Below are 25,975 nucleotides of genomic sequence, written 5' to 3' on the forward strand. Positions count from 1 at the left end.
GCTCGGCGGACCGCTCAGCTGTCGCCGTCCATGTCCATGCCGCCGTGCCCGTTCTCGGTCTGCACGGCGGGGCTCTGATCGGCTGCTGGGCCGACAGGTCCCACGACGTTGCCCACGCCCGCCGCGACGGCGAAGACGACGGCGAGGGCGCCCATGTAGGCGGCGAGCTTTTGCGCGGTGCTCACGAACGCGTCCTTCCTGTGGTGACTGCCGGTCGTCCGGGTGCCACGCACGATGCGCGCGACACCCGGACGGTTGTCGTCAGGCGACCTGGTAGCCGGCCTCTTCGACGGCGGCACGCACGGCCGCGTCGTCGATGTCGCCCTCACCGGTGACCGTGAGGCCGCCGCTGGCAAGGTCCACGTCCACATGGGAGACACCGGGCACCTGGGTGACCTCCTCGGTGACGGAGTTGACGCAGTGGCCGCAGGTCATGCCGACGACGGTGTAGGTGGCGGTGCTCATCAGGTTGTCCTCTCGGATCTTCGGTTGGGAATTCCGGTGTTCGGATCTACCGGGGGTCGGGCCCCGGTGGCTCGCTGCTCCTGACGCGACTCGGTCGATCAGGAGCGGACCAGGCGGGCGATCGCTTCGGACGCCTCGCGCACCTTGTCGTCTGCTTCGCGACCGCCGGCGGCGGCCGCCTGGACGACACAGTGGCTCATGTGTTCTTCGAGCAGCCCCAGGGCCACCGACTGCAGCGCCTTGGTGCTGGCAGACACCTGCGTGAGGATGTCGATGCAGTACTTCTCGTCCTCGACCATCCGCTGCAGGCCGCGGATCTGGCCCTCGATGCGGCGCAGGCGCTTGAGGTAGTCGTCCTTGCGGTGGATGTAGCCGTGGCCGCCGTTGTGTTCCGCGCTGTCCATGTCGACCCTCCCGCGTTCGCTCGATCTCCTTAGCACCATACCCCCGTGTGGTATTTCGTCAAGCCGCGCGGAACCTGTTCGAAGTTATCCGTACGGATGCGCGGGTAACGGGCTCACAGCTGACGTCCCGGGCGCAGGCGGCGCCGCGTCAGCGCCGAGAGGAGCAGTCGTGACCGTTGCCGGGCAGATGCTGCAGACCTACCCCAAGGACCTCGGAGGAGTCGACCGCCAGAAGCTCCAGGACTGCATCGAGGCCTGCCTCGAGTGCTCTCAGGCATGCACCGCTTGCGCGGACGCCTGTTTGAGCGAGGACATGGTGGCCGAGCTGACCAAGTGCATCCGCACCAACCTGGACTGCGCCGACGTCTGCGACGCCACGGGACGGGTGCTTTCCCGACACACCGGCTACGACGCCAATCTCACGCGGGCGGTGCTCGAGGCCTGCGCCGCCGCCTGCAAGGCCTGCGGTGACGAGTGCGAGCGGCACGCCGAGATGCACGAGCACTGCCGGGTCTGCGCGGAGTCGTGCCGCCGCTGCGAGGCGGCCTGCCGGGAGCTCATCGGCTCCCTCGGCTGAACCTGGCGCCCGACGCTGCTCGCAGCCCGGCGCCGGCAGGCCCGCGACTCGGTCAGGCCCCGGTCGCCAGCAACAGGCGGCTGGCGGGAGAGTCAGTCCGGCCGAGTACTGCCTGATGCCGGACGGCCAGTCCGGCCGCCTCGAGCAGGGCGATGACCTCCCGGTCGGATTCGTACAGCCGGTGCCCCTCTCTCGGGAAGTCCTGTTGGGCGACCGGCGGCATGTGCTGTCGCAGCTGATAGCCGAGGGCCAGATGGCCTCCGGAACGCAACAGGGATGCGATCGCCATCAGCTCTGCCACCGGGTGGCTCCAGAAGTACAGAACGTGGACGGCCAGGATCAAGTCGATCGGGGCAAACGGCGCGAGGACCGTGACGTCACCCTGCATGAGCCGTAGTCGACCTGCGTGGACTGCCATGCGGTTGCGCGCAGCAGCCTGACCAACCAGCGCCGCGGACGGGTCCGCTCCCAAGACCTCGGCGTCGGGAAACGTCGCCAGCAGCGCGGCCAGTCCGACGCCAGGGCCGAAGCCGAGTTCCGCGAGCACCCGCGGCGAACCGACGCGATGTGCGACCTGCGCGACGAGCAGCCGGTTCAAGGCAGCGTTCCTGCGGGCCATGACGAGGCCGGGAAGGCGCCCGAGCGACCCGGTCGGAGAGCCGAATTGGCGCCCCACCACACCCATGAGGTCTTCCTTTCACCGCACTGCGGCACGGTCGAAGACGGCCGCGACGCGGGCCGACATCGCCACAGGTGAGGCCCGCGCGCCTTTCCCGGTTGACGCACCATAGCTACTAGCGTGCTTAGTCGTGCGACTGAGCCAGGTGAACCAGCGTCACCAAGACGCGGGCGAATACCAGCACCCGACGCCCCACGCGACTCGGAGGACGGTCCGATGGAGGGGATGACCCAGGTCCTCTCGCGGATCGCGGAGATTCGCGCGCAGTTCCCTGCAACAGTTCAGCCGACCGCTACCAGGTCCGCTTCCGCCTGGTCGTCCGCAGCCGCGGACGCGGGCCTGACGACCACCGACGGGCAAGCGAACGGAGCGTCGGCACCATCCCTGGCGACGGACCCCCTCAGCGGGCTGGGTGCCGCTACCGACGGCTCCCCGGCAGGCCGGGCAGCGGCCGCAAAGGCCGCTGAGTACCTCGGCGTGCCCTATCTGTGGGGTGGGACGGACCCGACGAAGGGGCTCGATTGCTCGGGCTTCACCCAGCTGGTCTACAAGAGCCAGGGCATTGACCTCCCCCGCGTGTCCGCCCAGCAGGCAACCGCGGGCCGAGCTGTCGCGTCGCTGAACGAAGCGCGCCCGGGCGACCTCCTGTTCTTCGACTACTCCCCCACTCGACCGGGGATCGATCACGTCGGCATATACGTCGGCAACGGGAAGATGATCGCCGCGCCACAGCCCGGCGACGTCGTCAAGGTGCAGTCCGCCGGCCAACCGACAGTCATCCGGCGCGTCGTTCCGGAAGGATCCGGCTAACGATCAGCGACACCGCGGACTTGACGGTCATACCCCCCAGGGGTACAACGATGCAATCTCGAAGAGGAGGTTGTCATGGCCGTCCACACCACGGGCAAGGAGATGGAACGGTATTACTCCGGTCGGCAGCAGGCCATCACGGTCGCCGCCGGTACGTGGGTGGTGCTCGGCGTCTTCGTCGACGGATGGGCGCACCTCAATCGCCCGGGACTTGAAACCTTCTTCACGCCCTGGCACGCGATCCTCTACAGCGGCGCCGCGGCACTCTTCGGTTGGCTGATTCTTCGGACGCGCGAGGCCCGTTCACCGGATCGGCCGTGGGTAATCGCCGCCGCGGCCGCCTTCGCGGTGGGAGGCGCCGGGGATCTGCTGTGGCACGAGTTCTTCGGGGTGGAGACCGGAGTCGATGCGCTGGTCAGCCCGACGCACCTCCTGCTGATGATGGGTGGCTTGATCGGATTGACCGCGCCACTCCGTGAAAGCCGCGATCAGCGGCTGGAGGGCTTCAAGGCAGCGCTGCCTGTCCTTGCTTCACTGGCCCTGGCGGCGGCACTCAGCGCCTTCTTCCTCCTGTACGCATCGCCGTACACGAGCGACGCACCGTCCATGGCGCTGACCAAGATCCCCGAGGGCGCACCGGGGCACGAGGCGGCTGAGCTTCCAGCGGTGGCCGGCCTCGCCGGATACCTCATCACCACTGCCGTCGTCGTGATCCCGCTGCTTATCCTCCGAATCCGCGGGCTGCTGCCTTTCGGTGGTGTCACTGTGCTCGTGACCGTCGTGGCGACGCTGTCGTCGGCGGTGAACCAGTTCGAGCAGCCGCTGGCACCGGTAGCCGCGCTCGTCGCCGGCCTGATCGCGGACCTCGTCGTGGTGGCTGGTCGGAGCCTTGCGCAACCTGTCCAGCTGACCCTTCTGGGCGCGGTCGTCCCGTTGCTTCTGTGGGTGGCACAGCTGGCTTCACTCGGCCTGACGACGGGAGTGGAGTGGCCTCCGGAGCTGGTCGTCGGCGTGGTTGTTCTCTCGACGGTCTTTGGCTCGCTCCTCGCGCTTCTCGCGGCCATGAGCCCACGGACGACGGGCCGGGTTACGCCGGCCTGACTGGGTCACCCGGACAACCACCGTCATGCGGGGCGGCGCTGCGACGGCTCAGTGTTCGAGCACGACGTCGAAGGTCCGTCCGCCGTCTCGGGACTCGAGGAGGGCCGCCGTGGTCACCACCAGGACCTGCCCACCCTCATCCGTCGCCGTGACGCTCACCGCCTGCGGGGCAGAGTCCAGAGCCATGCCCTGCTCCCAGGTGGCGCCGCTATCGGCGCTCCGCCACACCTGACCGGCCGGGTCGACCCCGACGACATCGCTGCCGCGGTCCGTCCAGTCGACCACCTGCAGGAGTGGGGCACCCTCCACCGGGGACCACGACGTTCCTGCGTCGGTCGAGCGGAGAAGGCCCTGAGGTGTCGTGGCCAGCACTTGACTGCCGTCCGGAGACGCGGCCAGGGTGGCTGGTGGGGCCGGGATCTCGAGGGGCTCCCAGGTCTGCCCGTCGGTACTGCGCATCAATCCGCCGTCGTAGGCGAGCACGCCGGATTCGCTCGTGGTCAGCGCGTGGAAATCCGATGTCCCCTGGCGGGACAGGGCTTCCCACGTCTGACCACCGTCGGTGCTCTCGATGAGTCCGACCGGCTGCGGCAGGTCCACCTCGGCCCCTGGATGTCCCGAGGCGAGGAAGTGCCCCGGCCCTGCGACGGCAAAGCCCATCAGGTCGATCACGGGGCCGACGCGGGTGGACGCGCCGTCCGACCCGATGCGGAAGAGCCCGTCGTGCGTGGCCAGCAGACGCGCACCGTCCTGGGGATCCACTGCGACACCGTGTATGTGGGCCGCCGGAAGAGAACCGGACGGCACGGTCGCCGACGGGGCGGCCACCTCCGCTTGCGAGCCGCAGCCGGCCAGCAAGAGGGCAAGTACGGCAGCCGAACTGACGCCTCGGACCGACATTCCGGTCACTGGTCGAGTCATAGGTAGAAGCTTCCGAATCCTGTCGCAGCGAGCCAGGCGCGCAGCCAGATCATGAGGCTGTCCCAGAGGCCGGTGAGCAGTAGCAGGCCGAGGATGACGAGCAGAGCACCCCCGACGCGCATGACGGTTCGCGCGTGGCGCCGGGCCCACGCGGACATCCCGATCGCCCGGCGAGCGCCGAGCGCCATGGCGACGAACGGGATGCCGAGTCCCAGGCAGTAGGCCAGGCCGAGGGCCGCCCCGCGCGCGGCCGACGCCTCGGTGTAGGCGAGCGTGTTGACGGCGGCCAGCGTGGGCCCCAGGCAGGGGGTCCAGCCCAGCCCGAAGACGACCCCGAGGACGGGTGCGCCGGCGAGGCCTCCTGCGGGGCGGTGGTGCAGCCGCTTCTCGCGCTGGAGCCAGGGCAGCCATCCGAGGAACGCCAGTCCCATGACGACGGTGACTACGCCTGCCACGCGGGTGAGAACCGGGGACCACTCCAGCAGGAGTCGTCCCAGCCCTCCGAACAGGGCGCCGAACGAGACGAACACCGCACTGAAGCCCGCGACGAAGAGCAGAGCTCCGAGCAGCAAGCGGGTTCTGCCGGCAACCTTCGCCGGCGACCGTTCGACATTGGAGTTCGGAACGGCCGCAGAGGCAGCCTCCCCGGCGGCCGCTGACGCGCCGACCGGCTGCCGCGGCCGTGGGTTGTCCGTTTCGGCCTCGGATCCCGCCAGCCCCGCGATGTAACTGACGTAGCCCGGCACGAGTGGAAGGCAGCACGGCGACGCGAAGCTGATCAGCCCCACCAGGGCCGCGACGGCCATGGCGACCAGGAGCGAGCCGTCGGTGATGATCCCGGCGAAGGTCTCCGCAAGACCGCTCACGACCCACCCTCCTCGAGCAGCGTGGTCAAGGAGGTGCGCAGATCATCACGCGCGACCGCGCCGGTGTAGACAGCCGCGACCCGGCCGTCGCGATCGAGGAGGATCGTGGACGGAACGGCGTTGGCCGGGAAGCCCCGGAACGCGAGAGCGACTTCCCCGCGAGGATCGAACAGGGACGGGTACTCGACGCCGACCTGCTCGAAGAACGCGGACCCGAGCTGGCGCTCGTCCTTGACGTCGACGCCCAGGAACTGAACCCCCTGGTCCCGCAGCTCGGCGTAGACCGATTGGAAGTCGGGAGTCTCGACCCGGCAGGGAGCGCACCACGCGCCCCAGAAGTTGATGACCGCGATGTCGCCAGCGAGCTCGGCGGAATGGAATGGGCTGCCGTCGAGCAGCTCACCGGAGAAGTCCGGGGCGTCCGCCCGGTTCGACGACGGGATGAGCTCGCCGGGCCGGTTCGCCTCGTCGAACTCGTACTGACCGCCGGAGGTCGCACGGTCGCCATCGCTCGACGAGCACCCGGCGAGAAGCGCCGTGAGCAGCGAGACCGCCAGCATGACCGTGAGCCGCGACGATCCGGAACGACGAGCAGCGCACGGCACGTGAGCGTGCATGGGTTGCCTTTCGTCCTGCGTGAGAACAACAAGGAGCCTTCCAACCGCCGGCGAGAAAATCCGGACGGAAGGGGGGTGGCGCTGCCGACCAAGCGACAGCGCCACCCCACGAATCAGCCGCCCAGCTCGCTCAGCAGCGTCTCCATCTCCTGGATCTCCGCCGTCTGCGACTCGGCGATCTCCTGAGCCATGGCCACCGCATCTGGGTAGGCCCCGTCCGCGACCTCGGTCTCGGCCATCTCGACCGCGCCGCGGTGGTGCTCGATCATCATCTCGAGGAACATGCGGTCGAACTCCGCTCCGGAAGCGGCCTCCAAGGCGGCCATGTCCTCCTCGGACATGCCCCCCATGTCCATTCCGCCGCCCATGTCGCCGTGGTCCATTCCGCCCATGGAGCTGTCGGACTCCTCGGGAACCGGCTCTCCCCACTCCTCCAGCCAGCTGGTCATGGTTTCGATCTCCGGCTCCTGGGCGGCCTCGATGCGGCCTGCCAGATCGATCACGCGCGGGTCCTCGGCGCGCCCGTCGGCGAGCTGGGCCATCGCGAGGGCGCCGCGGTGGTGAGGGATCATGCCCTGCACGAACGTCACGTCGGCATTGTTGAAGGCCTCGTTGGGTTCCGCCGAGTCGGTCGCCGAGGCACTGGATGCGCTGCTCGCGGTGTCGGAGCTGTCGCTTCCGCCGGAGCAGCCGGTAAGCACCAGGGCGCCGGCGACCAAGCCGACGGTCAGGCGGCCGAGACGAGTGGTGGTGCGAGTCATCGAAAAATCTCCTGTCAATGCGAATTGGGGCGTGCCGATACGACGTCGGGCCCGTGCGGGCCTCGATTGCTGGTCGTTCGGCTTACGTCCGCATCACGCAGAGCGCGAAGAGATCAGGGGGTCTGGGAAGGCGATACCGAGTCAGACCCCACCCCACCACCGGCCATATTGCGGCTGCCTCGCGTTCTCGCACTCGGCGCCGGACGAGCACCGCCGCTCCGATCAGCAGCATGCCGGCGAGGAGGACCGCGAGGCACGCAGCCCAGAGGTGAGACGTCCCTTCATGGGGCAGGTCCGAGGGGCGCCCCGCGGCGAAGGGCTCCAGGGCGACCGCCGAGGCCACGGCAACCCCCGAGAGCAGGCCGACGGATTCGTCCAGCGAGATGGCTGTCACCCCATGCAACATCGGCGCGGAGCTATCGCTCTCACCGGCATGGGCCGTACCCGTGGACGGGATCCCGTGCATGGACAGGACGCCTGCGATGAGTAGCAGCGCGCACAGTCCCCGCGTCCCAATCCCCCTCACGTGAATCACGGTACTACCCCCTGTAGTACGCGGTCCCGACCCCTTCCTAGACGACCCGTCGCGCTCCGACATAGCCCGCCATGTCGACGCTGCCCACCTTGACGGGCTCGCCGAACGTGGACGCGTGCACCATCTTTCCGCCGCCGATGTAGATCCCGATGTGGCTCACGGGGTTGTAGAAGTAGACGAGATCGCCCGGCTGCAGGTCCGCTCGTGCCACTGGCTTGCCCATCGACGACTGGATCTTGCTGGAATGCGGCAGGTTGATGCCGGCGGCGGCGAACGCGTACTGCGTCAGACCGGAGCAGTCGAAAGAATCGGGACCCGCAGCCGCCCAGACATAGGGATCACCGAGCTGTGCCATGGCGGTGTCCACCGCGATCTGAGCCGCCTCGCTGTTGGCGACCACTGCGGCCGGTGCAGGAGCCTGGAGCGACGGCCCGCCGTGCGCTGCGTCCGCCGCCTGTTGCTCCTGGGCGCTGAGCGTCTCGTACTGCGCCCTGAAGCCGGCGATCTCGGCCTCGAGTTCACCCTGCTGTGATGCGACGGCGTTCACCTGCTGTTGCGCGTCCGCGGCGGCACGGTCGGCGGCCTCGCGTGCGTCGCTGGCTGCGGCCCGCGCGGCCGTCACGCGCTCGAGCAGGTCGTTGTGGTGGTCGGCCACGCTCTCCAGGATCGTCACGCGGTCCAGGAACTCCTCCGGGGAGCTGCTGGTCATGAAGGCCTGGAGAGAGGACATCCCGTCGCCGGTGTAGGCGGTCTGGGCGATACCCGCGAGCTGCTCGCTGAGAGACGTCAGCTGCGCGTCGGCGGCAGCAACCTCGGCTTCGGCAGCGACGACAGCGGCCTGTTGGGTGGACAAGATCTCCCGGGCCTCGTTGTAGGACTCGGTGAGGACCTCGAGCTGGTGTCCTCGCTCGGCGACGAGCGAGGCCGCCTCGTCCGTGGTCGTCGGGTCACCCGGCGCGGCAGCGGCGGTACTCGGCAGAACGGCGAGGCTCAGCATGCCGGCGAGGCCGAGCAGCACGAGGCGTTCGGGTCGTCGAGACGGCCGGAAGAGCGGCTGGTGGACGGATGTCTTCGGGTGCACAGTCGCCACGGAGGCGGCTCTCCTGTCTTCCTGAAGCCGCCTACCGAGTTAGCTGACGGGTTCGGGCGGGAAGTCGCCCTACCTGCGCGCCGGAGAGCCGGCGTGCACGATTCACCCCAGTGTTGCGGTGGGTCCCCGGCCCAGGACGTGATGCGTCCATGGCTCGGCGGCGCCCGGCCGGCGGTCCCTGTCAGGGACCAGTTGCCCGCCCGGGCTCACCGAACATAGCCGTGTAACCGTTCCGTGACAATGAGTGCTAGGCGTGTCGCATAGTTGATGATATCGCGGCGCACGCTACCTGCCGAGGCGAGCAGCGGCCACGAGCCGCGGCAGCCGGCAGACCTGGCGCTAGTCCCCCTCGCTGAGGTGTCGCGAGAGCTCGATCTGATGCTTGAGGCAGTGCTGTCGGGAGGCTCGGGAAAGCCCTCAGCCAAGCGATAGAAGACGACGCGACCGTCCTTGCGACTCTCGACGAAGCCTGCCGTCCGCCGGAGGCGGAGGGCGTGGCTGACCGAGTTCTCGCGGACGTCCAGCGCAAGGGCGAGATCGCCGATGCAGAGCTCGTCGACTACGCGGCCCTCTCGAGCCGAGTTCCTCGGGGCGGGAACCCCGGGCCGCTCGTCACCCACCCATCCGTCCGAGCGGCCCGGGCCCGCGGAGCTCGGCGGCCGCCTCTCGGTGGCCACCTCCGCGCTGCGCAGTGCGCGGATGGAGACCCAAGGCTCAGCACGGACCTCCTATGTCGCATAGTACATTTGCGAGGCTTCCAGGGAAGGAGCTCCGGTTGGGTCACAGCCTCAAGGCGGGACGACGCCTGCCGGCGGTCCTGGTGCTGATCACGGTCGCGTCCACGAGCTGTGGCTCGAACGGCCGATCAAGCCCTGAGGGCTCGCAAGCGACAGCGGAGGCCACGCCTGAAGTCGGTCCTTGTCAACCCCTGGCCTCGGAGGGCGCCGCCCCGGACGAGGGTGGACTTCCAGCCCTGCTGCTGCCGTGCTTGGGCGAAGGGCCTGACGTCGACCTTTCCCGGCTCACCGGGCCCCCAACGCTTGTGAATCTCTGGGCGAGCTGGTGCGGGCCTTGCCGCGAAGAGATGCCGTTGATCGAGAACGCCTCCAAAGAATACGGAGACGAGATCCGGTTCCTTGGTGTCGTGACGCGGGATGACCCGGCTGTCGCCGCGGATTTCGCCTCCGCCATCGGGGCGGCCTATCCCCACGCGGTGGACGCAGAGGGCACCCTGCTCGACTCCGTAGGTGTTCCGGGCCTCCCCGTGACCCTTGGCATCGATCCCACGGGGCGTGTCGTCGCTCGACAGGTGGGCCAGATGGACGAGAGCGAACTCTCGTCACTCATTGCCGAATTGCAGCGCTCCGTCGCCGGAGGCTGAACGGACACTCCGCCGGCGACGACAAGGTCCCTAAGCGAGGACACGGGGCGCCGCACGTAGAGGGAAGTAGGGTGCTAGCCCGGCGCTGGTAGCCACGAGGGCCGGGTCCCGGCCGAACAAGAAGGAGCAGTCATGCCACGGTTGGGCACGCTCGAGGCAGCCGTGATGGAGGTCCTCTGGTCGTCCGATGGCCCTCTCACCGTCCGCGAGGTCCTCGACAAAATGCCCGCCCAGCGCAACCTCGCCTACACGACGGTCATGACGGTCCTGAGCAACCTTCACCGAAAGGGCATGGTCGACCGGGAGCCGTCAGGCCGGGCATACAGCTACCGACCGACCCTCACTCGGGAGGGCGCCGCAGCCGCGTCCCTTCGCGAGATCCTCGATGCGTCGGAGGACCCGCGGTCGGTTCTGCTGCACTTCGCTGAGACCGCTTCCGAAGAGGAGTCGACGGTCCTCCGCGACGCACTGGCACGGCGAGACGCCCGCTCGTGACCGGCCTCTTGGCGCTGCTGACCGGCGCCCTGGCGCTGAGCCTGCATGGGCACCGGCCCCTGATGTGGCTCGCGGATCGACGCGTGGACCCGACAGTCCTGCTGACCGGGTGGCTTCTCAGCACGGTGGGCCTCGTTGTCTCGCTCCTCGCAACGACCGTTGTCATCGCACTGCCGGCCGACGACCATCCCGCCTCGGGCCTCTTCCGGCTGGCCGGCGGCTGTTGGACGGCGATCTCGTCGGGTTCCGTACCCGAATGGCGGGAGTGGATCGGGGCAGTCAGCGTCCTCGGGACCATGGGGATCCTCGTGCGGCTGGGGTGGGCCGTCCATCAGCGGCTCCGTCATCGCCAACGGCGGGCGCCACACGTGGCCCAGCTCCGCCTGCTGGCTGCGGGCTCCAGCCCGCACGAGCCCCTCTGGGTCCGGGACAACCGACCCCTAGCGCTCTCCATCGGCGGCCGGCCTGGCCTCATCGTCATGAGTGACGCGCTTCGTCAACAGCTGCCACCGGTGGCCGTGAACGCTGCGCTGGAACACGAGCGGGCGCATCTACGAGGGCGTCATCACGCCCTGATCGCGGTCGTCGAGGTGCTGGCCGCGGCACTGCCGTTCTGCACCCTGCTGCGGGTCGCGCCCGCTGCCATCAGGGACCTGGTCGAACTGGCGGCGGACGCCGAGGCAGCCCGTCGCTGCGGATCCTCGGCCGTGCGCGAGGCGCTGTCTCGGCTGACCGAGCAGCCCGCGCCGTCATTCGGACTCGGTATGGCAGGCAGGCTGACTCACACCCGCTTGTCCCGGCTCGCGGAGGAGAACGTCCGCGGACGGCGCACCGCCCGCACCGCCGGGTGCATCGCGGTGGCTGCCAGCGCCCTCCTGCTGCCCACGGCCGCCGCGTGGCTGGCCTTGAACGTCGTTGGCTGCGTCGTCACCTGACGCGTCGCGACCTGGTACGGCCGTTAGTTGCCCCCGGCAGCCTGTCGCGCGAGAGGCGCCCAGTTGCGCTCTCTGCCCGACCCGGTCGCGTGTCGCGGGGGCTCACCTCTCCCGTAGGAAGACCGAGCTCATCCCCATGACGCCGATCACCCGGTCGAATTCCGGATTGGCACCACGAACACGAGCCGGGCGACCTGCACGCGAGGCCGCCCGCGCCCATCGCAAGAGCGGCGGTAGCGCAACAGCGTCCAGGTAGGTCAGCCCCGAGACGTCGACAGCTACGACCGTCACCCCTTCCAGCCGTTGCTGGAGGTTGAGCCGGCGGACCGCCGGCGCGTCCACCTCGCCTCGCAGGTGCAGCACCCAGCCGTCCGCCTCCTGCTGCATGACGATGGCTTCGCCCGGAGCCTCGACCGCCTCCTCGACGGGAGCCAGGCCCATGTGCGCCGGCAGCTTGGCCAGCTCCGAGTCGACCGTGTGCTGGGCCAGCCGCTGCAACGCTCTTCTCCGCAGACTGCGCCGAAGACGACTGCCACCCTTGGGCTCGCAGGCGACCGTGACGGTGACGCGGGTGGAGCCCGGCTGCCCGTCGTCCAGCTCGATATGGGTCTGCCAGGTCTCCGACGCCAGAGTCAGTCGGGTTCCGAGGCATCGCTCTTCGGCCCATTCGGCGACTTCCCCGGCCACTGCGTTCGGGGGCGGCTCTCCGCCCTCCAGCCGGCCGGCAACACAGACGAACCGGCTCCCCGGTCCAATCGCGCGCGCACCAGCGGTCGTGTCATCGTCGAACACGTAGGAGACGTCGCACACCGGGCAGTAGCTGGTCACATCGGTGAGCGAGCGCCACACGAGCTGCCGACCGTAGGGGATCTCGCGTGAGCCCGTGGCAGTCGCCATCCCGTTCCTTCACGTCAGACGGCCCAGATGCGCCGGTATGCACTAAGCACCTTAGTAGTGCTGCGCCGGCAGCACGTGGCCCCGCTGGCCCACCGGCCCCCATTGCGCGGAGCGCGTCGTGGGTGGCCTCGTCAAGCCAAGGGGTCGCGATCTACTATGGCCGGTAGTGCCCCGGCAGTCTGTCGCCCAGGCGCGGTCCAGATCGGTCCGCCCTCCCGACCCGGCGAGCGCGTCGCGAGGGGAGCGGACGGATGACCAGCAAGGCCAGCACGACTCCGCTCGGGCGCCCCGGGCTCGCCGCCGCATACCGCGACCAGTGGCCGTGGCGCCGAGTCGGTGTCGCCCTTCTGGCGGCAACGGTCTTCGCCCTGGCCGTCGGCATCCCCACCGGAGTAGTGGCGACGCCGCTCTATACCCGCATGACGCCGGTGCTGTGGTGGAACTACCCGGCCTGGGCCGCGACGTCACTCCTGGGCGGCCTGGTGGCGGCCACGTACATCCGCCGACCGGGCGACACAGTGCCCCGGAACGGCGCCGCTGCCGCCTCAGGTGGCGGCCTGCTGACGGCGTTCGCGGTCGGGTGCCCTGTGTGCAACAAGCTGGTGGTGGCCACGCTGGGCGTGTCGGGCGCCATGACGATCTGGGCGCCTCTCCAACCGGTTCTCGCGATCCTGTCGGTCGGCGGACTCCTGTGGGTACTGCGCCGACGACTGAGGAACGAGTACGCCTGCTCGGTGGCCGGCGCACGGCAACGCGACAAAGCGCCTTCCGAGGGCGCCCCGCGCTCGGCTGCCTCGAACGCGCCCATTGCCGCCTGGGCCCCGGAGGCGTCGCACGCGGTGGGTTCTCACGCGCACGACGCGTTGCGGACCGACTGAGCACCGAGCTCACCGGCGAGGATCGCATTCACACGAATCCCGCTCACCCCAGTTTCCACTCAAGTCCCACCCCGCTCGCGCCGAAGCTACTAGCGAACCTAGTAGCTGGAGTGTTCAAGCGCTCCTCGACGTCTCGGAGCGTGCTGTGCGGCCACGGACCGGAAACAGCTCTCGCGTCACCATGCAGGCGAGGCTCCTCGTCACCGGCGTTCAGCACCGTGCGCTCCCCCGACCGGCGATGCGTCCGGCACGCACTGGCCCTCTTCTCCGTCGGCCGCTCTCCGCGAGGCTGGCCACTCTCGGTGCCGTCACGGCCGCACTCGTCACGCTCGTCGGGCAGCCCGCGGTCGCGGCGCCGCGGAATCCGAGCGACGCAGAGCTGGCCGCCGCGCAGTCCGCACAGGAGGCGACTGCGGCGGAGGTGGGTCGAATCGCCGGGCTCGTCGCAGCCGCCCAAGCCGACCTGGAGCGGGTCGCCCTGGAGGCGCGAGCCGCGGCCGATGCGGAGCTGGTAGCCGAGGCGGAGCTCGAGCGTGCGCAGGCGGTGGCCGCCTCCGCGGCCGCCGAGCTCGAGGCCGCTCGGGTCGCCGTCGGCCAAGCCCGCTCGGACGTCGCGACGCTCGGACGCGAGAGCTACATGCGCGGGTCCACCCTGACCGCAGTGGCCGCGATGGTGAGCGCCGAGGGACCCGCCCAGATGCTCCAGCAGGCAGCGACGCTCGAGCTCCTGGGAGATCAGCGCACCGAGACCCTCCAGGGTCTCGAGGTGGCTCAGGTTCGTCAGGCCAATGCGGACTCGGCCGCGCGAGAGAGCGTGACCGCCCGCGATCATGCTGAGCAGGCGGCCTCCGAAGCGCGGGCGACCGCCGAGAGGCGCATGGCGTCATCACAGTCGGCCTTCGACGCGGCCGCGGCTCAGAAGACGACGTACGACCAGCAACTTCAGCAGGCGCAGGTGACCCTGCTCGGCCTACAGGGCGCCCGCGACGCCTACGAGGCCTGGCGCCAGGAGCAGGCGGCGCGCGCCGCAGCGGAGGCAGCCGGCGCCGAAGCGGCGGCTCGTGCTGCTGCCGATGCTGCCGCTCGCGCCCGGGCGGAGCAGGACACCGGCAACCCCACCCCCCGCCCGAACACGGGCACAGGCACGGCTGTCGCGCCGACGAGCGGACGATTCACCACCTGCTACGAGATGCGATGGGGAACGATGCACTACGGGGTCGACATCGCCGCCCCCATCGGCACCCCGATCTACTCACCGCTCGCCGGCCGGGTTCTCCGCGCTGGTCCCGCGACCGGCTTCGGCCTGGCCGTCTATGTCCAGCACGACGACGGGTCGGTCACCGTCTACGGCCACATCAACGACTACTTCGTTCGGGCCGGACAGCGGGTGTCGGCCGGCGAGGTCATTGCCGAGGTCGGCAACACGGGGCAGTCCACGGGCCCCCACCTGCACTTCGAGGTGCACACCGACGGCATGTACCAGGGCCGAACCAACCCGATTCCTTGGCTGGCGGCGCGCGGCGTCGACATGGGAGGCCGCTGCCGATGACGGCGTGCTGCGCCACTGCAGAGGTCCTCTACTAAGTCCCCTAGTAGGGTGGCCCTGTGGTTCACAAGTCCCCGCTCGTGGCACGGCCGGCAGAACCGACGGGTTGGCAGATTCGGAGCAGAAGGCCACCCATTCCCGACCGCCGAAGGGCGACCCGGTGCTGCGGTGGCGCTGCGAGCCTCGCTCGGTGACCGATCTGCTGGAGCCACGCAGTTCGGCCGCCTCCCGCACCCCAGCAGCTCTTCCGACGCGTCTCGGTCGGCGCGCTCGGCGCTGGTGGCGGGCGCTCACCAGCATGCGCACGGCGATCGTCCTCCTCTTCCTCCTGGCCCTGGCCGCCGTACCCGGGTCACTGCTGCCTCAGCGATCCCTCACGCCGAGCGCGGTCTCGACGTACTACCGCGACCATCCGCAGCTGGACCCTTCCTCGATCGCCTCGGCATGTTCGAGGTCTTCTCCAGCCCCTGGTTCGCCGCGGTCTATCTACTTCTGTTCAGCTCACTCGTCGGCTGCCTCCTGCCCCGCACCGTCGAGCACGTGGGGCGCCTCCGAAAAGGCCCACCCCCCACACCGAGACATCTGCACCGCCTGCCGGACCACGAAAGTCGAGCAATCCAGGCCGACCTCTCCGCGGCGACCGAGCATTTGTCGCGCGAGTTGCGGCGCCGGCGGTTCCGTCTGCGCCAAGATCGGACAGACGGCGGGTACACGATCTCCGCCGATCGAGGACGACTGAAGGAGACCGGCAACCTCGTCTTCCACCTCTCCCTGCTGGCCCTGCTGCTCGCCCTGGCGGCCGGCAAGATGTGGGGATACGAGGGCAACATCCTCGTCACGGAGGGCGGCGGCTTCTGCAACTCGTTCCAGCAGTACGACCGCTACGGCGCCGGACCCCTGGTCGACCAGGAGTCCCTCAATCCGCTCTGCGTTGACGTCGAGGACTTCCAGGCCAGGTACGAGCCCAACGGGACGGCGGCTTCCTACACCGCCGACATCTCATACCAGGAGGAGCCGGGCGCCCCAACGCGTCGCACGACGATCGGCGTCAACGATCCCCTCCGGCTCGCCGGGGACCGCGTCTACGTCACGGGCCATGGCTTCAGCCCGGTCTTCAGCATCAGACTGCCGGACGGCCGCACCTTCGATCAGCTGTCCGCCCCGTTCCTTCCAGAGGACAACCGGACGTTCGGCAGCCAGGGCGTCGTGAAGGTTGGGGACCTTGGAGACGGGTCAGGTGACGGCTTCGCCATCGAGGGATTCTTCGCCCCCACCGGCGTGGTCACGGACGGCGTCCTCATGTCCGCCGACGCACGGCCGATGAACCCGATGGTGGCCGTGATCGCCTACCGCGGGTACCTGGGGCTCGACAGCGGAGTCCCTCAGTCGGTGTTCAGGCTCGACCAGCGCCAGGTCGACGTCGGAGCCCTTGAGCGCATCGGCACTGCAAATCTCGCGCAGGGCGAGAGCGTCGTGCTGGACGACGGGACGACCGTCCGGTTCGACGGTTACCGCGAGTTCGCGGCCATGCAGGTCTCACACGACCCAGCCCAGCTCGCTGTACTGATCAGTGCGATCGTCATGCTGACGGGATTGCTCGCCAATTTCCTCGTGCGCCAACACCGCGTCTTCGTCCGCGTGACGGCGGCACCCGGCGAGGCAAGCCTGGAAGGCCAAAAGGGGTCGATCGTTTCCCTCGCGGTTCTCACCCGCGGTGGCCCGAACGGGCCGGTGCGTGCTGCGGAACTCCTCGATGCTGCAGAGATGGCCGGCCGGGGGACGCCGGCAACATCCGCCGCCCCTTGATCAGCGCGCCTCTCCATCGTCATCGCTGCGCACGTCTAACCTCTACGAGGTCCGATAGTAGATAGGGGTGGGTGTGGCGCGTTGGCGCGTGCGATGGCGCACGTCGGCTCCCCGACGCAACGGTGGCCGGCTTTCGTCCCCGCCCGTCCACAAGAGCCCCGCGCTCCTGACGGCCGCCGTCGTCGGCGCCCTCCTCATGGGCGTCATCGGGGGGATCCCTTCCCCGCAAGCTACGGAGTCCGTCATCGCCGCCGAGACGGCTCTCGGTCTAGGAAGTGCCGGCTTCGCGGAGGAGACGGATCCGCGGCGAGACCTGGCCCTGATGGAGGCCGCCGCGCGGCTGGAGTCCGTGCGCAGCAGCAGAGCGGCACGAGAAGAGCAGGCGGCGCAGCGACGCAGCCTGCCACTGCAGGGCAGACTCACGACGGCGTTCACCAGGCGCTGGGGGGAGATGCACTGGGGTATCGACATCGCTGCCCCGATGATGACCCCGGAATTCGCCGCTGCCGCAGGAACGGTTCTCCGCGCAGGACCTGCCAGCGGCTACGGCAATGTCATCTACATCCAGCATCTCAACGGCGACGTCACCGTTTACGGGCACATGGAGCAGGTTCTCGTGGTCGCCGGGCAGGAAGTTGCGAGCGGGGAGTTGATCGCGCGGGTCGGCTCACGCGGGTTCTCAACCGGTCCTCACCTGCACTTCGAGGTCTGGGCAGGCGGCTTGGACGGAGAGCGGGTGGATCCGCTCGAGTGGCTTGCCGAGCAGGGAATCAGCCTCTGATTGCTGCAGTGAGCAGTCATGCGTCAACCCCCCGCTGGCGCAGGTAAGCCAGGGGATCGACCGGCTGGCCGCTAGCGCCCCCGATGCGAATCTCGAAGTGGAGATGCGGCCCTGTCGACTGGCCGCGGTTGCCGACGAGCGCGATCGTCTCCCCCGCCTGAACGACCTGTCCGGCCGAGACGAGGATTTCGTCCATGTGGCCGTAGACCGACACATCACCGTTGTCATGCTGGATGTAGACCGCCAGACCGAAACCTGAGGCTGGGCCTGCTTCGATCACGACACCGTCCATCGCGGCGTACTCGGGTGTCCGCATCGGCGCCGCAAGATCGACCCCCGCATGCAGGGTGCCCCAGCGTGGCCCGAAGGGACTGGTCAGACGTGCTCCCTCGATGGGCATGACCGCATCTGCAGCGGCGGCCCGCTCGGCCGCGAGCCTCGCCGCCTCCGCTTCGGCGACCGCCCGAGCGGCCTCCTCGGCCGCTCGAGCTTCCGCCTCAGCTCTGGCAGCGATCGCAGCTTGCTCGGCCTGCGCCTGCGCCTGCGCCGCGGCCGCCTGGTCCGCGTCACGCTGCGCACGGCTGGCGCTCAGCTGCTCGAGCAATGAACGGGCGTGTGTCGCACTGGTCGCGATACTCGCCTGCGACTCGAGACCGAGGGCAGCGGCAACGCTCGTCGATTGGGACGACGGGGTCGTGCCCTGCGCCGCCGCGGGCGGCTCGCCAGCAATCAGCACAGTCATGACCAGCGCCCCGGCCGTCGCGCCGGCCAACAGAACCGCTGGCCTGGACGGTGTTTCTGCCCGTCTACGTGGCCGGTCGCTGCCGCGCTCCCGCTCCGGACCGACTCGGAAAGGGCTGCGACGCGCTGGTTGGGAGGAGCGAGCGTTGGAGGGTGTGGATTGGTTCAGGGTCGCCACGGCGGGCGGCTCTCCATTCTTCCTCTCCGCCTACCGAGTTAGCTGACGGGTTCGGGCCGGAAGTCGCCCTACCTCGCGCCCATGAGCGCGCAGGATTCACCCCAGAGGAACCATGGGTCCCCGGTCCGGCCACGGGTGCACCGTGACCGGTTCGGCGGTGTCCAGCCGAGGTCCTCGGTCGAGGAGCAGGGCCCGGCGGACAGCAGTCGACACTACTACGATGCTGCCTAGTTGACACTTGCTCTTGCGCACCGCCCGGACATCGCACCTATCGATCGGGCTACCGCTACCGCGATCGCGGTGCACCGCCGCCATTGCTCAGCCCGCGTATGAGTGCAGGCCGGTAGAGACGTAGTTCACGTACAGCAGGTTGAACACCATGGCGGCGAGGCCAAGGACGTTGATCCACGCCGCGGGCCGACCGCGCCAGCCGGCGGTGGATCGCGCGTGCAGATAGGCCGCGTAGATGACCCAGGCGATGAAAGCCCAGGTCTCCTTCGGATCCCAGCCCCAGAAGCGACCCCATGCGCTTTCCGCCCAGATTGCCCCGGCGATCACGGCGAAGGTCCAGATCGGGAAGCCGAAGACGGCCGTCCGGTGGCCGACGACATCCAGCGTCGCGGCACTGGGAAGGCGGGATGACCGCCCGCCCTCCCCGCAACTGTCGCTTCCGCGCGCCGAGTCGCGACGGAGCCGGACGAGATAGAGGACGTTCGCAATACCGCTGACCATGAACGTGCCGAAGCCCACGACCGCTGCTGTCACATGAACCGCGAGCCACGCGGATCGGAGCGCGGCGACCAATGGGCCCGCCTGGGTGTAGAGGAAGAGACCGATGAGCACCAGCGCCAGGGCGGCGGGTCCGACGACGAAGATCCCGAGGCGCCGAGCCTCCGGCACCCGATGCACCGTGACCAGGAACGCGAGGACCGCCACGAGGACCACCGCGGTACCGAACTCGTAGACATTCCCCCAGGGCAGACGCCCAGTGGCCATCCCCCGCGTGACGAGGACGCCCGCCTGGGCGACCGCCGCGAGGACGGTCAGCGCAACACCGACACGCCCCAGAAGCGCCGCGCGGCCTGAAGCGCGCTCGACGCCGCGAGGTGCCGAGGCATCACCTTCGGGCGACCCAGCGACCCCCCACCGGTCCACGCTCCCCTCGGTCCCGACGAGCGCGGGCGATTGATGGCCATGGTTGAAGGCGAGCTCGGCACAGAAGCCGACGAGGGCCAGCGAGTACACCGCGATGCCCACCGAGAACAACGCGTCGGAGAGCGAAGACAAGGCGGCAGACGACACGAGCACTCCCAGCGGTGGCAATGGCGGCGAGGACGCGCGCCGGTATCTACTAAAGGACATAGTAGTCTCGCGGATGCCGCCTCATCCGGGCGTCACCGCCCTCAGACACCAGCCGCCATGGGGTGAGTCCAATTTCCAAGAAGTCCACTCGCCAGCCGAAACCAGCGGCTGCGCGGCGAGCACAGCGGGCCCCGCACCGGGAACGTCCCTCTCCGGCTTCGCTGCCTGATCCAATCCCTTCGCCCAGACAGACAGCACCCTCCTCCCCCGGCCCACCACTGGGCGCATTCCGGCAGCCGAGCCTTACGGAGCCCCGCGGCCCGGCGATGGGCACGACCACCTCACTCCCCTCGGCGACGGTCAGGAAGGCCGTTGCCCGCCCGACGGGCACTTCGGCCGCGGACGCGGCGGCCCATCCGGCGGCGCAGCAGACGCCCGTCCGACCGGCGCTGGTCAGCACGACGCCCCGCGGTCCGCTCGAGGTGGTGGCAATGGGTTGCGAGCCGGCCCGGGACCTCGAACCTCAGGGGCTGGGACTGACCTACTGGTTCGACGCAGCACCCTCCGGCGAGCCCTATTCGATCGCCGTCCGCTTCACGGGGCGGCGCATCTCCTCGGACGACCCAGGCATGGGCGATGCCTTCGACGTCGTGCACACCGTGGACCGGGTGATCCCCGGCAGCGGCCGGATCGCCCTGACCGCCCGCATCCCGGGTGTCTCTCGCGGGGAGTGGAAGGTCGCCGCAGAACCCGTGCGCGGCCCCGAACCGCCCCGCACGACGGGAACGCGAGCCACGCGCCCGGCCCTCCTGCCGACGGCGACGAGCACGGGCGCGACCACGTACTTCCCGGCCCTCGGTGCTCTCGGGCCAGGAGTTCGGCTGACAGCCTGGCCGTCGCTGGTGGGCGCCGGTGCACTCGTGGCGTTCATCCTCCAAGGGCTGCTCGCCGACCAACGCGACCTGCCGGTCGGACGCCTCTTCCTCGTCTCCGTGCTCGCGTCGCTGATCGGCGTGGTCGGGGCGAAGGTCTACTACCTGCTGACCCACCGCACCGAGAAAAGCCCTCTGCTGAGGGCTGGGATGTCCGTGCAGGGCTTCGTGATCGCAGCTCTCGCGACCCTCCTCTCGGGCGCCTGGCTGACCGGGATATCCGTCGGTCCGATGCTGGACGTCACGGGTCCGGGGCTGCTGTTCGGCATGGCCATCGGGCGGCTGGGCTGCCTCCTCGGCGGCTGCTGCGCGGGCCGTCCCACCGCCTCGCGTTGGGGGGTGTGGTCGTCGGACAGGCGCGTGGGGGTCCGGCGGATCCCCGTCCAGCTGATGGAGTCCGGCATGGCGGCCACGGTCGCCACGGCAACGCTGTTCGCGGCGCTCACCGTCGACGTCCCCATCGACGGGCTCCTCCTGGTGGCGGGACTGGCCGCCTACATCCTCGGCCGCCAGTTCCTCTTCCCGTTGCGCGGACTGCCGCGGCTGACCACCTGGGGACGGGTGACGACGCTCATCGCCGCCGCGCTTGTCCTCGTCGCCGTGATGGCGATCGAGTTCGGTGCGCAGACGGGCTGACCGGGCGCCAGCCCGGCGGCGCACGGGGCTCGCGATCGTGGCGACAGCCCTCGCCGTCGTCATCGTGGCCTCGTACGCCTGGATCTCCAGGACACGGGAGGAGCGCTCCGCGAACGAAAGCGGGCCTCCCGCCACCCTGCTGACCGCGCCCCCCTCCCGGACGTACACATCTGTCCCTCAGGCCGACGTCGACGAGGTGCACCGCGCTCTGCACGGCCTTGGCGATGCCTGCGCGCCCGAGGCTTCGTCTCGCTCCGCCGACGCCATCGACGGGCACCTCGACGTCCTCCTGGAGTTCGTCCGCCGGCACCCGGCCGGGGGATTCCGGATCGACGACGAGGACGCGACGTCCCTCTCGCTCCTGCTGGTTCTCCAGGAGGAACTGCGGGCGTGCGCTCCGTCCCAGATCCCGCGCGTGGAAGCACTGCTGCCGCCGCGGTTCCGGGCGAGTGACAGTCCCAGCTCATGACGCTGGCTACGCCGGCCTTGAGTCCAGCCTCCGAAGGCGGCGGCGGCAACGCCGCTACGATGCCCAGTAGTTGATTGCTCGGCGGGAGCCCTGGGCTCCGCGGGCGATCCGGCCCACCGCGGACGGCCGGGCGAGCCAGACCTCCCTTCGAAGCACACACCAGACGGGTCACCACCAATCACCATGGCGCGCCCCAGCACCACAGTCCTGTCACGCGAGAAGGCTCCGCAGCACCACGGCGTCACGGCGTACCGGTCCGGACGAGTCGGCCGGTTTTCACGCGGTGTCGCGCTCTCGGTGGCCGGCGGACTCGCGCTGTGGCTGGCCTTCCCGCCCCACGACCTCCGAGCGCTGGTCATCGCGGGGCCTGCCGCGCTCGCTCTGGCGGCTCATCGGCGGCAGGCGCGGACCGGGGCGCTGTACGGATTGCTCCTCGGCCTGGCGTTCCTCGTGCCCCTGCTGTCGTGGACCGGCGAGTACGTCGGCTCCGGCCCCTGGCTCGCGCTCGCCGTCTACCAGGCGCTGCACTACGGCGCCCTGGGCGCCGCCACGGCACTGGTCAGCCGGCTCCCACTGTGGCCGCTGTGGTCGGCCTCCCTATGGGTGGCCATGGAGGCGGTTCGCAGTCGATGGCTCTTCGGCGGCTTTCCGTGGGCCCGGCTCGGCTTCAGCCAGCCGGAAGGACCCTTCACGGCTCTGGCGGCCTTCGGCGGCGTTGCCCTGGTGTCCTTCGCGGTCGCCCTGACCGGCTGCCTCCTGGCGCGTGCCCTGCTGCTGCTGATCGACGGGGCGGGGTCTGGTCCGTCCACGGGCGGTCGGGCCCGGGCTTCGACCCTGGCGGCTCTCGCGGCAGTGAGCATTCCCCTCATCGGCACGTTGGCACAGGCAGCTGCGCCATCCGGTGACGTCGACGACGGGGGGCGCCGGGTGACCGTGGCAGTGATCCAGGGGAACGTCCCCCGCGCGGGGTTGGACTTCAACGCCCAGCGGCGCGCGGTGCTGGACAACCACGTCCAAGAGACGCTGGCCCTCGCCGACAGCGTCGACACCGGCGAGCAACCGGCGCCGGATCTGGTCATCTGGCCGGAGAACGCCTCCGACATCGACCCCTTGGTGAACCGTGATGCCGACCGGGCGATCACGGAGGCGGCGCGAGCGATCGACGCGCCGATCCTCGTGGGCGCGGTCCTCGAGGGCCCCGGAGACAACGTACGGAATGCCGGAATCGTGTGGGACCCGAAGGAGGGGCCGGGCGACTCGTACGTCAAACGACACCCGGTCCCGTTCGGGGAGTACATCCCCGCCCGCAGCTTCTTCCGGCTGTTCAGCGACAAGGTGGACCTGGTCCGCCGGGACTTCATCGCCGGCGCGGAACCCGGTGTGCTGACCCTCGGCGGCGCCACGCTCGGAGACCTCATCTGCTTCGAGGTCGCGTACGACGAACTCGTCACCGACGTCGTCCGGGGCGGCGCCGGCATGCTCGTCGTCCAGACCAACAATGCGACGTTCGGTTACACCGCCGAGAGCGAGCAGCAGCTCGCCATGGGGCGCCTGCGCGCCGTCGAGCACGGGCGGTCCGTCGTCGTGGCGGCCACGAGCGGGATCAGCGCGATCATCGGACCGGACGGCCGGCTCGTCGACCGCTCAGCACTCTTCACGGCGGACACGTTCGTTCGCGACATCGCCCAACGAGGGGAGCTCACGGTGGCCACCCGGCTGGGCTCGCTGCCGGAGTGGTCCCTCAGTGCTCTGGGGCTCGCCGGGGTGGTCGTCGCGCTGGGTCTCCGCGCGCGCGGCCGCTCGCGCCGGAGGACCAGCCGGTGAGCGCTGGACGGCGCGACATCTGGGTGCGAGCGGGTGCCCTCGTAGCGCTGATCGGTCTCGGCGGTGCCTTCGCCGCGACGACCTCCGTGCCGGACATCAGCGCAGTGCGAACGTGGCTGGACGCCACCGGCCCCGCCGCGTGGTTGTTGATGATCGTCGGGCTTGGGCTGGCCCTCGCGACGCCCCTCCCCCGGTCTGTGCTCTCGGTGCTGGTCGGCGCGGTGGCCGGCTTCCCGCTCGGCCTCGCGATCGTCGTCGTCGGCAGCGCGCTCGGCGGCTTGGTGGGCTATGCCGCGAGCCGTTGCCTTGGGCGGGCTGCGCTCGTTCAGGTGGCCGGCAGGCGGCTCGGGCCCATGGAGGAGCTCCTGCGACGCCGGGGATTCCTGGCCGTGGTCACCGCCAGGGTCATGCCGATGATGCCGTTCATGGCGGTCAGTTTCGCCGCCGGTCTGACCGGTGTTCGGCTGGCCCCGTACACGGCCGGGACCGTGGTGGGTCTACTGCCGGGATCGATCCTCTACGTGGCGATCGGCTCATCCACCGCGCTGGTCGACTGGTCGACGCCATCGGTCACGAGCGCATTCGTGGTCGTCGTCGCCGTGATTGTTGCCGGAGTGACGTTGGCCTGGCGGCGCCGTCACCGCGACGCGGTACGCGACCCTGTGCACAGCGATCCAACTAGTCGCACTGCGAGGGGAACTTCGGGCACTGGCGACGCCGAGCCATGCACGCGGAGTGCAATCAGCCCGGATGCAGGCCGGCCAGGGTGACGGTGACGAGCCGCTGGACCGCAGCCTCGGACGGGAGGCTTCCCGCGGCCCCCAACGCGTGCAGGCAGTAGCTCGCGAGCTCGTCAGGCGCGACATCGTCACGTAGATGTCCCACCGCGGCCACCTCGCGCAGCACGTCCTCAATCAGATCGACCAACTGCTGCTGCGCTCGACTGACGTGATCTCCCCGATGAAGGAGTGCGGCCAACTCCTCGGTGCCGTGCTGTTCCCGGCGGTACGCGATCATCGCGTACGCCTGCAGCACCGCCTCGAGCCGCTCGACCGGGTCGCCCCCTCCGTCGCGGAGTTGGGCCAGGTGGTGGAGGTGGCCAGCGACATGACGCTGGTGAGCGGCGAATAGGACGGCTTCGACATCCGGGAAGTACTTGTACAGGGTCGCGCGCCCGATCCCGGCCTTCTCGGCGATCATCGACATGGTCACCGCGAGCAGTCCATGTTCGGCGACCAGATGCCACGCGGCGTCCAGGATCGCGTCGTGAACGGTGCGCCGATGCGCCTCGATCGTGTCGGTCCACAGCTTCGGCACGCGGGAAGTCTACGGGTCGTCCTAGTCGATACACCATGGGTTCGCCCAAGACATCGTGTATCGATAACGTCCCAGTCGGACCTGCGACACGCGCGCCCCTTCAGAAAGGACCTCCTATGGCCGAGCCGGGCCCTCGTTCCGACGCTGCTCCGGAGACCCCGCCCCGCATGCCCCGGTGGGTCAAGATCGCTGCGATCGTCGTCGGCGTCCTCCTCCTCGTGTTCCTCGTGCTCCAGATCACGGGCGTCGCCGGCCAGCACGGCCCCGGGCGTCACTTCTCGGGACTGGGTCCGTCACCGGTTGGCGTCGCGGGGGCCTCGATCGCAGCCGTGCCCATCAACAAATGACCATGCCGCCACGCCTTCGCAAGGCGGTCCTGACGACGCATGTGGCCACATCGGTGGGCTGGCTCGGTGCCGTGGTCGCCTACATCGCGCTCGACGTCACCGCCGTAACCAGCCGTGACATCGAGCTGGTTCGGGCTGCCTACGTGGCCATGGAATTGATCGTCGGGTACACGATCGTGCCGCTGGCCCTGGCCTCGGTGGTCGTCGGAATCGTCAACGCGCTGGGCACGTCCTGGGGACTGCTCCAGCACTACTGGGTCCTGGTGAAGCTGCTGCTGACGCTCGTGGCGACCGGGGTCCTGTTGGTGGAGGCACGAACGATCCGTTCCCTGGCCGACGCGGCGGCGGCCGCTGCCGACCCACGGCACCTGCCCGGCTCCCTGCCCCATTCCATCGGCGGCCTGGTGGTCCTGCTGCTCATCGTCATCCTGTCCGTCTACAAGCCCCGAGGGCTTACCCGATACGGGTGGCGGAAGCAGCAGGAACAACGGCGACAGCGGAACCAGTCCGCGACCGTGACGGCATAGGTGTCACCTGGGGCGACCTCTGTGCCGACAGGCCGCCAACGTCTCCTGCAGCCACGACTGCAACCAGACACTCAGCCCTCTCAGCTCGCTCGAGAGACTGGCTCGCGCCCGGATGGACAGAGCCCCGTCTTGGGGGGACGGGCTTGAGCGTCTGCCC

29 protein-coding genes, 1 pseudogene and 2 riboswitches are annotated in these 25,975 nt (G+C 69.6%); of the genes and pseudogenes, 16 read left to right on the top strand and 14 right to left on the bottom strand.

The window, feature by feature from the left end; genetic code table 11:
* Window positions 1-14: 14 nt before the first annotated feature.
* The 3 genes from DQ237_RS19520 to DQ237_RS00795 all read right to left on the bottom strand — a co-directional run bounded on the left by DQ237_RS19520 (window position 15) and on the right by DQ237_RS00795 (window position 869).
* Window positions 15-185, bottom strand: coding sequence for a hypothetical protein (locus DQ237_RS19520; protein ID WP_166509438.1), 171 nt, complete (start codon window positions 183-185; stop codon window positions 15-17).
* A gap of 76 nt (window positions 186-261) precedes the next feature.
* The gene (locus DQ237_RS00790; RefSeq protein ID WP_205730017.1) at window positions 262-465 is read right to left on the bottom strand and encodes a heavy-metal-associated domain-containing protein; all 204 of its coding nucleotides are present in this window, start codon (window positions 463-465) and stop codon (window positions 262-264) included.
* A 98-nt stretch (window positions 466-563) separates the two neighbouring features.
* On the bottom strand, window positions 564-869 hold the full coding sequence (locus DQ237_RS00795) for a metal-sensitive transcriptional regulator (RefSeq protein WP_113796227.1): 306 nt from the start codon (window positions 867-869) through the stop codon (window positions 564-566).
* Between the two features lie 169 nt (window positions 870-1,038).
* On the opposite strand from DQ237_RS00795, the gene DQ237_RS00800 reads away from it, so the two are divergent.
* Window positions 1,039-1,446 carry a four-helix bundle copper-binding protein gene (locus tag DQ237_RS00800; RefSeq protein WP_113796228.1) on the top strand — a complete coding sequence of 136 codons (408 nt, stop codon included), beginning with the start codon at window positions 1,039-1,041 and terminating at the stop codon, window positions 1,444-1,446.
* A 52-nt stretch (window positions 1,447-1,498) separates the two neighbouring features.
* Here DQ237_RS00800 and DQ237_RS00805 read toward each other — a convergent pair whose 3' ends face one another.
* A complete protein-coding gene (locus DQ237_RS00805; RefSeq protein ID WP_113796229.1) occupies window positions 1,499-2,131 on the bottom strand; it encodes a trans-aconitate 2-methyltransferase in 633 nt (210 codons plus the stop codon).
* A gap of 210 nt (window positions 2,132-2,341) precedes the next feature.
* Here DQ237_RS00805 and DQ237_RS00810 point away from each other — a divergent pair, with 210 nt between their 5' ends.
* Window positions 2,342-2,935: a C40 family peptidase gene (locus DQ237_RS00810; RefSeq protein WP_113796230.1), complete on the top strand. Its 594-nt coding sequence runs from the start codon at window positions 2,342-2,344 to the stop codon at window positions 2,933-2,935.
* A gap of 75 nt (window positions 2,936-3,010) precedes the next feature.
* A complete protein-coding gene (locus DQ237_RS00815; protein WP_113796231.1) occupies window positions 3,011-4,036 on the top strand; it encodes a hypothetical protein in 1,026 nt (341 codons plus the stop codon).
* Window positions 4,037-4,084: 48 nt separating this feature from the next.
* Here the strand turns inward: DQ237_RS00815 and DQ237_RS00820 are convergent, their stop codons facing one another.
* The 6 genes from DQ237_RS00820 to DQ237_RS00845 all read right to left on the bottom strand — a co-directional run bounded on the left by DQ237_RS00820 (window position 4,085) and on the right by DQ237_RS00845 (window position 8,826).
* On the bottom strand, window positions 4,085-4,936 hold the full coding sequence (locus DQ237_RS00820) for a F510_1955 family glycosylhydrolase (protein ID WP_113797339.1): 852 nt from the start codon (window positions 4,934-4,936) through the stop codon (window positions 4,085-4,087).
* A 17-nt stretch (window positions 4,937-4,953) separates the two neighbouring features.
* Complete coding sequence (locus DQ237_RS00825; protein ID WP_240619291.1) at window positions 4,954-5,823, bottom strand: cytochrome c biogenesis CcdA family protein; 870 nt, start codon at window positions 5,821-5,823, stop codon at window positions 4,954-4,956.
* On the bottom strand, window positions 5,820-6,545 hold the full coding sequence (locus DQ237_RS00830) for a TlpA disulfide reductase family protein (protein ID WP_240619292.1): 726 nt from the start codon (window positions 6,543-6,545) through the stop codon (window positions 5,820-5,822). Before DQ237_RS00830 ends, DQ237_RS00825 begins: the two co-directional genes overlap by 4 nt.
* An 8-nt stretch (window positions 6,546-6,553) precedes the next feature.
* Window positions 6,554-7,201: a DUF305 domain-containing protein gene (locus tag DQ237_RS00835; protein ID WP_113796233.1), complete on the bottom strand. Its 648-nt coding sequence runs from the start codon at window positions 7,199-7,201 to the stop codon at window positions 6,554-6,556.
* 82 nt (window positions 7,202-7,283) lie between these two features.
* On the bottom strand, window positions 7,284-7,799 hold the full coding sequence (locus DQ237_RS20555) for a DUF6153 family protein (RefSeq protein ID WP_369832176.1): 516 nt from the start codon (window positions 7,797-7,799) through the stop codon (window positions 7,284-7,286).
* Window positions 7,774-8,826 carry a C40 family peptidase gene (locus tag DQ237_RS00845; protein ID WP_240619293.1) on the bottom strand — a complete coding sequence of 351 codons (1,053 nt, stop codon included), beginning with the start codon at window positions 8,824-8,826 and terminating at the stop codon, window positions 7,774-7,776. Before DQ237_RS00845 ends, DQ237_RS20555 begins: the two co-directional genes overlap by 26 nt.
* Before the next feature lie 13 nt (window positions 8,827-8,839).
* A riboswitch (cyclic di-AMP (ydaO/yuaA leader) is annotated at window positions 8,840-8,996 on the bottom strand.
* A 560-nt stretch (window positions 8,997-9,556) separates the two neighbouring features.
* Between DQ237_RS00845 and DQ237_RS00850 the strand changes: the two genes are divergently transcribed.
* The 3 genes from DQ237_RS00850 to DQ237_RS00860 all read left to right on the top strand — a co-directional run bounded on the left by DQ237_RS00850 (window position 9,557) and on the right by DQ237_RS00860 (window position 11,637).
* The gene (locus DQ237_RS00850) at window positions 9,557-10,207 is read left to right on the top strand and encodes a TlpA disulfide reductase family protein (RefSeq protein WP_113796235.1); all 651 of its coding nucleotides are present in this window, start codon (window positions 9,557-9,559) and stop codon (window positions 10,205-10,207) included.
* Between the two features lie 132 nt (window positions 10,208-10,339).
* Window positions 10,340-10,702: a BlaI/MecI/CopY family transcriptional regulator gene (locus DQ237_RS00855; protein WP_113796236.1), complete on the top strand. Its 363-nt coding sequence runs from the start codon at window positions 10,340-10,342 to the stop codon at window positions 10,700-10,702.
* On the top strand, window positions 10,699-11,637 hold the full coding sequence (locus tag DQ237_RS00860; RefSeq protein WP_113796237.1) for a M56 family metallopeptidase: 939 nt from the start codon (window positions 10,699-10,701) through the stop codon (window positions 11,635-11,637). The genes DQ237_RS00855 and DQ237_RS00860 overlap by 4 nt, the downstream gene beginning before the upstream one ends.
* A gap of 102 nt (window positions 11,638-11,739) precedes the next feature.
* Here the strand turns inward: DQ237_RS00860 and DQ237_RS00865 are convergent, their stop codons facing one another.
* Window positions 11,740-12,486 (bottom strand): STAS domain-containing protein, encoded by a 747-nt coding sequence (locus DQ237_RS00865; RefSeq protein ID WP_205730018.1) that lies wholly within the window; start codon window positions 12,484-12,486, stop codon window positions 11,740-11,742.
* A gap of 299 nt (window positions 12,487-12,785) precedes the next feature.
* Here DQ237_RS00865 and DQ237_RS19870 point away from each other — a divergent pair, with 299 nt between their 5' ends.
* The 4 genes and pseudogenes from DQ237_RS19870 to DQ237_RS00885 all read left to right on the top strand — a co-directional run bounded on the left by DQ237_RS19870 (window position 12,786) and on the right by DQ237_RS00885 (window position 17,545).
* The gene (locus DQ237_RS19870; RefSeq protein WP_205730019.1) at window positions 12,786-13,412 is read left to right on the top strand and encodes a hypothetical protein; all 627 of its coding nucleotides are present in this window, start codon (window positions 12,786-12,788) and stop codon (window positions 13,410-13,412) included.
* Between the two features lie 421 nt (window positions 13,413-13,833).
* A complete protein-coding gene (locus DQ237_RS00875; RefSeq protein WP_240619294.1) occupies window positions 13,834-14,961 on the top strand; it encodes a M23 family metallopeptidase in 1,128 nt (375 codons plus the stop codon).
* Between the two features lie 295 nt (window positions 14,962-15,256).
* A pseudogene (locus tag DQ237_RS00880) lies at window positions 15,257-16,764 on the top strand (cytochrome c biogenesis protein ResB).
* 322 nt (window positions 16,765-17,086) lie between these two features.
* Window positions 17,087-17,545: a M23 family metallopeptidase gene (locus DQ237_RS00885; protein ID WP_240619295.1), complete on the top strand. Its 459-nt coding sequence runs from the start codon at window positions 17,087-17,089 to the stop codon at window positions 17,543-17,545.
* A 16-nt stretch (window positions 17,546-17,561) separates the two neighbouring features.
* On the opposite strand, the gene DQ237_RS00890 is transcribed toward DQ237_RS00885, so the two are convergent.
* Both DQ237_RS00890 and ccsB read right to left on the bottom strand, forming a co-directional pair.
* Complete coding sequence (locus tag DQ237_RS00890; RefSeq protein WP_113797347.1) at window positions 17,562-18,287, bottom strand: M23 family metallopeptidase; 726 nt, start codon at window positions 18,285-18,287, stop codon at window positions 17,562-17,564.
* Between the two features lie 190 nt (window positions 18,288-18,477).
* Window positions 18,478-18,631, bottom strand: a riboswitch (cyclic di-AMP (ydaO/yuaA leader).
* 151 nt (window positions 18,632-18,782) lie between these two features.
* Complete coding sequence (ccsB, locus tag DQ237_RS00895; RefSeq protein ID WP_205730020.1) at window positions 18,783-19,766, bottom strand: c-type cytochrome biogenesis protein CcsB; 984 nt, start codon at window positions 19,764-19,766, stop codon at window positions 18,783-18,785.
* Between the two features lie 491 nt (window positions 19,767-20,257).
* Between ccsB and DQ237_RS00900 the strand changes: the two genes are divergently transcribed.
* The 4 genes from DQ237_RS00900 (at window position 20,258) to DQ237_RS00915 (ending at window position 24,397) form a co-directional block, all read left to right on the top strand.
* Window positions 20,258-21,334, top strand: coding sequence for a prolipoprotein diacylglyceryl transferase (locus tag DQ237_RS00900; protein WP_240619296.1), 1,077 nt, complete (start codon window positions 20,258-20,260; stop codon window positions 21,332-21,334).
* 37 nt (window positions 21,335-21,371) lie between these two features.
* Window positions 21,372-21,803 carry a hypothetical protein gene (locus tag DQ237_RS00905; RefSeq protein WP_147251713.1) on the top strand — a complete coding sequence of 144 codons (432 nt, stop codon included), beginning with the start codon at window positions 21,372-21,374 and terminating at the stop codon, window positions 21,801-21,803.
* A 297-nt stretch (window positions 21,804-22,100) separates the two neighbouring features.
* Window positions 22,101-23,627 (top strand): apolipoprotein N-acyltransferase, encoded by a 1,527-nt coding sequence (gene lnt, locus DQ237_RS00910; RefSeq protein ID WP_240619297.1) that lies wholly within the window; start codon window positions 22,101-22,103, stop codon window positions 23,625-23,627.
* Window positions 23,624-24,397, top strand: a complete 774-nt coding sequence (locus DQ237_RS00915) for a TVP38/TMEM64 family protein (RefSeq protein ID WP_113796243.1) — start codon at window positions 23,624-23,626, stop codon at window positions 24,395-24,397. The genes lnt and DQ237_RS00915 overlap by 4 nt, the downstream gene beginning before the upstream one ends.
* Here the strand turns inward: DQ237_RS00915 and DQ237_RS00920 are convergent.
* Window positions 24,369-24,944 (bottom strand): TetR/AcrR family transcriptional regulator, encoded by a 576-nt coding sequence (locus tag DQ237_RS00920; protein WP_113796244.1) that lies wholly within the window; start codon window positions 24,942-24,944, stop codon window positions 24,369-24,371. The two genes, DQ237_RS00915 and DQ237_RS00920, sit on opposite strands and share 29 nt — an antisense overlap.
* A gap of 116 nt (window positions 24,945-25,060) precedes the next feature.
* Here DQ237_RS00920 and DQ237_RS00925 point away from each other — a divergent pair, with 116 nt between their 5' ends.
* Both DQ237_RS00925 and DQ237_RS00930 read left to right on the top strand, forming a co-directional pair.
* Complete coding sequence (locus DQ237_RS00925; protein WP_113796245.1) at window positions 25,061-25,291, top strand: hypothetical protein; 231 nt, start codon at window positions 25,061-25,063, stop codon at window positions 25,289-25,291.
* A gap of 2 nt (window positions 25,292-25,293) precedes the next feature.
* The gene (locus DQ237_RS00930; protein ID WP_205730021.1) at window positions 25,294-25,818 is read left to right on the top strand and encodes a hypothetical protein; all 525 of its coding nucleotides are present in this window, start codon (window positions 25,294-25,296) and stop codon (window positions 25,816-25,818) included.
* Window positions 25,819-25,975: the final 157 nt, after the last annotated feature.

It is taken from the genome of Blastococcus sp. TF02-8, from assembly GCF_003319175.1.
Lineage (GTDB): Bacteria > Actinomycetota > Actinomycetes > Mycobacteriales > Geodermatophilaceae > Blastococcus.

What these genes read in the sequence shown, in the direction of transcription:
- DQ237_RS00790 (WP_205730017.1), bottom strand. Translation starts at nt 465, where the DNA reads ATGAGCACCGCCACCTACACCGTCGTCGGCATGACCTGCGGCCACTGC.
- DQ237_RS00795 (WP_113796227.1), bottom strand. Translation starts at nt 869, where the DNA reads ATGGACAGCGCGGAACACAACGGCGGCCACGGCTACATCCACCGCAAG.
- DQ237_RS00805 (WP_113796229.1), bottom strand. Translation starts at nt 2,131, where the DNA reads ATGGGTGTGGTGGGGCGCCAATTCGGCTCTCCGACCGGGTCGCTCGGG.
- DQ237_RS00810 (WP_113796230.1), top strand. Translation starts at nt 2,342, where the DNA reads ATGGAGGGGATGACCCAGGTCCTCTCGCGGATCGCGGAGATTCGCGCG.
- DQ237_RS00815 (WP_113796231.1), top strand. Translation starts at nt 3,011, where the DNA reads ATGGCCGTCCACACCACGGGCAAGGAGATGGAACGGTATTACTCCGGT.
- DQ237_RS00820 (WP_113797339.1), bottom strand. Translation starts at nt 4,936, where the DNA reads ATGTCGGTCCGAGGCGTCAGTTCGGCTGCCGTACTTGCCCTCTTGCTG.
- DQ237_RS00835 (WP_113796233.1), bottom strand. Translation starts at nt 7,201, where the DNA reads ATGACTCGCACCACCACTCGTCTCGGCCGCCTGACCGTCGGCTTGGTC.
- DQ237_RS20555 (WP_369832176.1), bottom strand. Translation starts at nt 7,799, where the DNA reads ATGTCGGAGCGCGACGGGTCGTCTAGGAAGGGGTCGGGACCGCGTACT.
- DQ237_RS00850 (WP_113796235.1), top strand. Translation starts at nt 9,557, where the DNA reads ATGTCGCATAGTACATTTGCGAGGCTTCCAGGGAAGGAGCTCCGGTTG.
- DQ237_RS00855 (WP_113796236.1), top strand. Translation starts at nt 10,340, where the DNA reads ATGCCACGGTTGGGCACGCTCGAGGCAGCCGTGATGGAGGTCCTCTGG.
- DQ237_RS19870 (WP_205730019.1), top strand. Translation starts at nt 12,786, where the DNA reads ATGACCAGCAAGGCCAGCACGACTCCGCTCGGGCGCCCCGGGCTCGCC.
- DQ237_RS00885 (WP_240619295.1), top strand. Translation starts at nt 17,087, where the DNA reads ATGGAGGCCGCCGCGCGGCTGGAGTCCGTGCGCAGCAGCAGAGCGGCA.
- DQ237_RS00890 (WP_113797347.1), bottom strand. Translation starts at nt 18,287, where the DNA reads ATGACTGTGCTGATTGCTGGCGAGCCGCCCGCGGCGGCGCAGGGCACG.
- DQ237_RS00900 (WP_240619296.1), top strand. Translation starts at nt 20,258, where the DNA reads ATGGGTTGCGAGCCGGCCCGGGACCTCGAACCTCAGGGGCTGGGACTG.
- DQ237_RS00925 (WP_113796245.1), top strand. Translation starts at nt 25,061, where the DNA reads ATGGCCGAGCCGGGCCCTCGTTCCGACGCTGCTCCGGAGACCCCGCCC.
- DQ237_RS00930 (WP_205730021.1), top strand. Translation starts at nt 25,294, where the DNA reads ATGCCGCCACGCCTTCGCAAGGCGGTCCTGACGACGCATGTGGCCACA.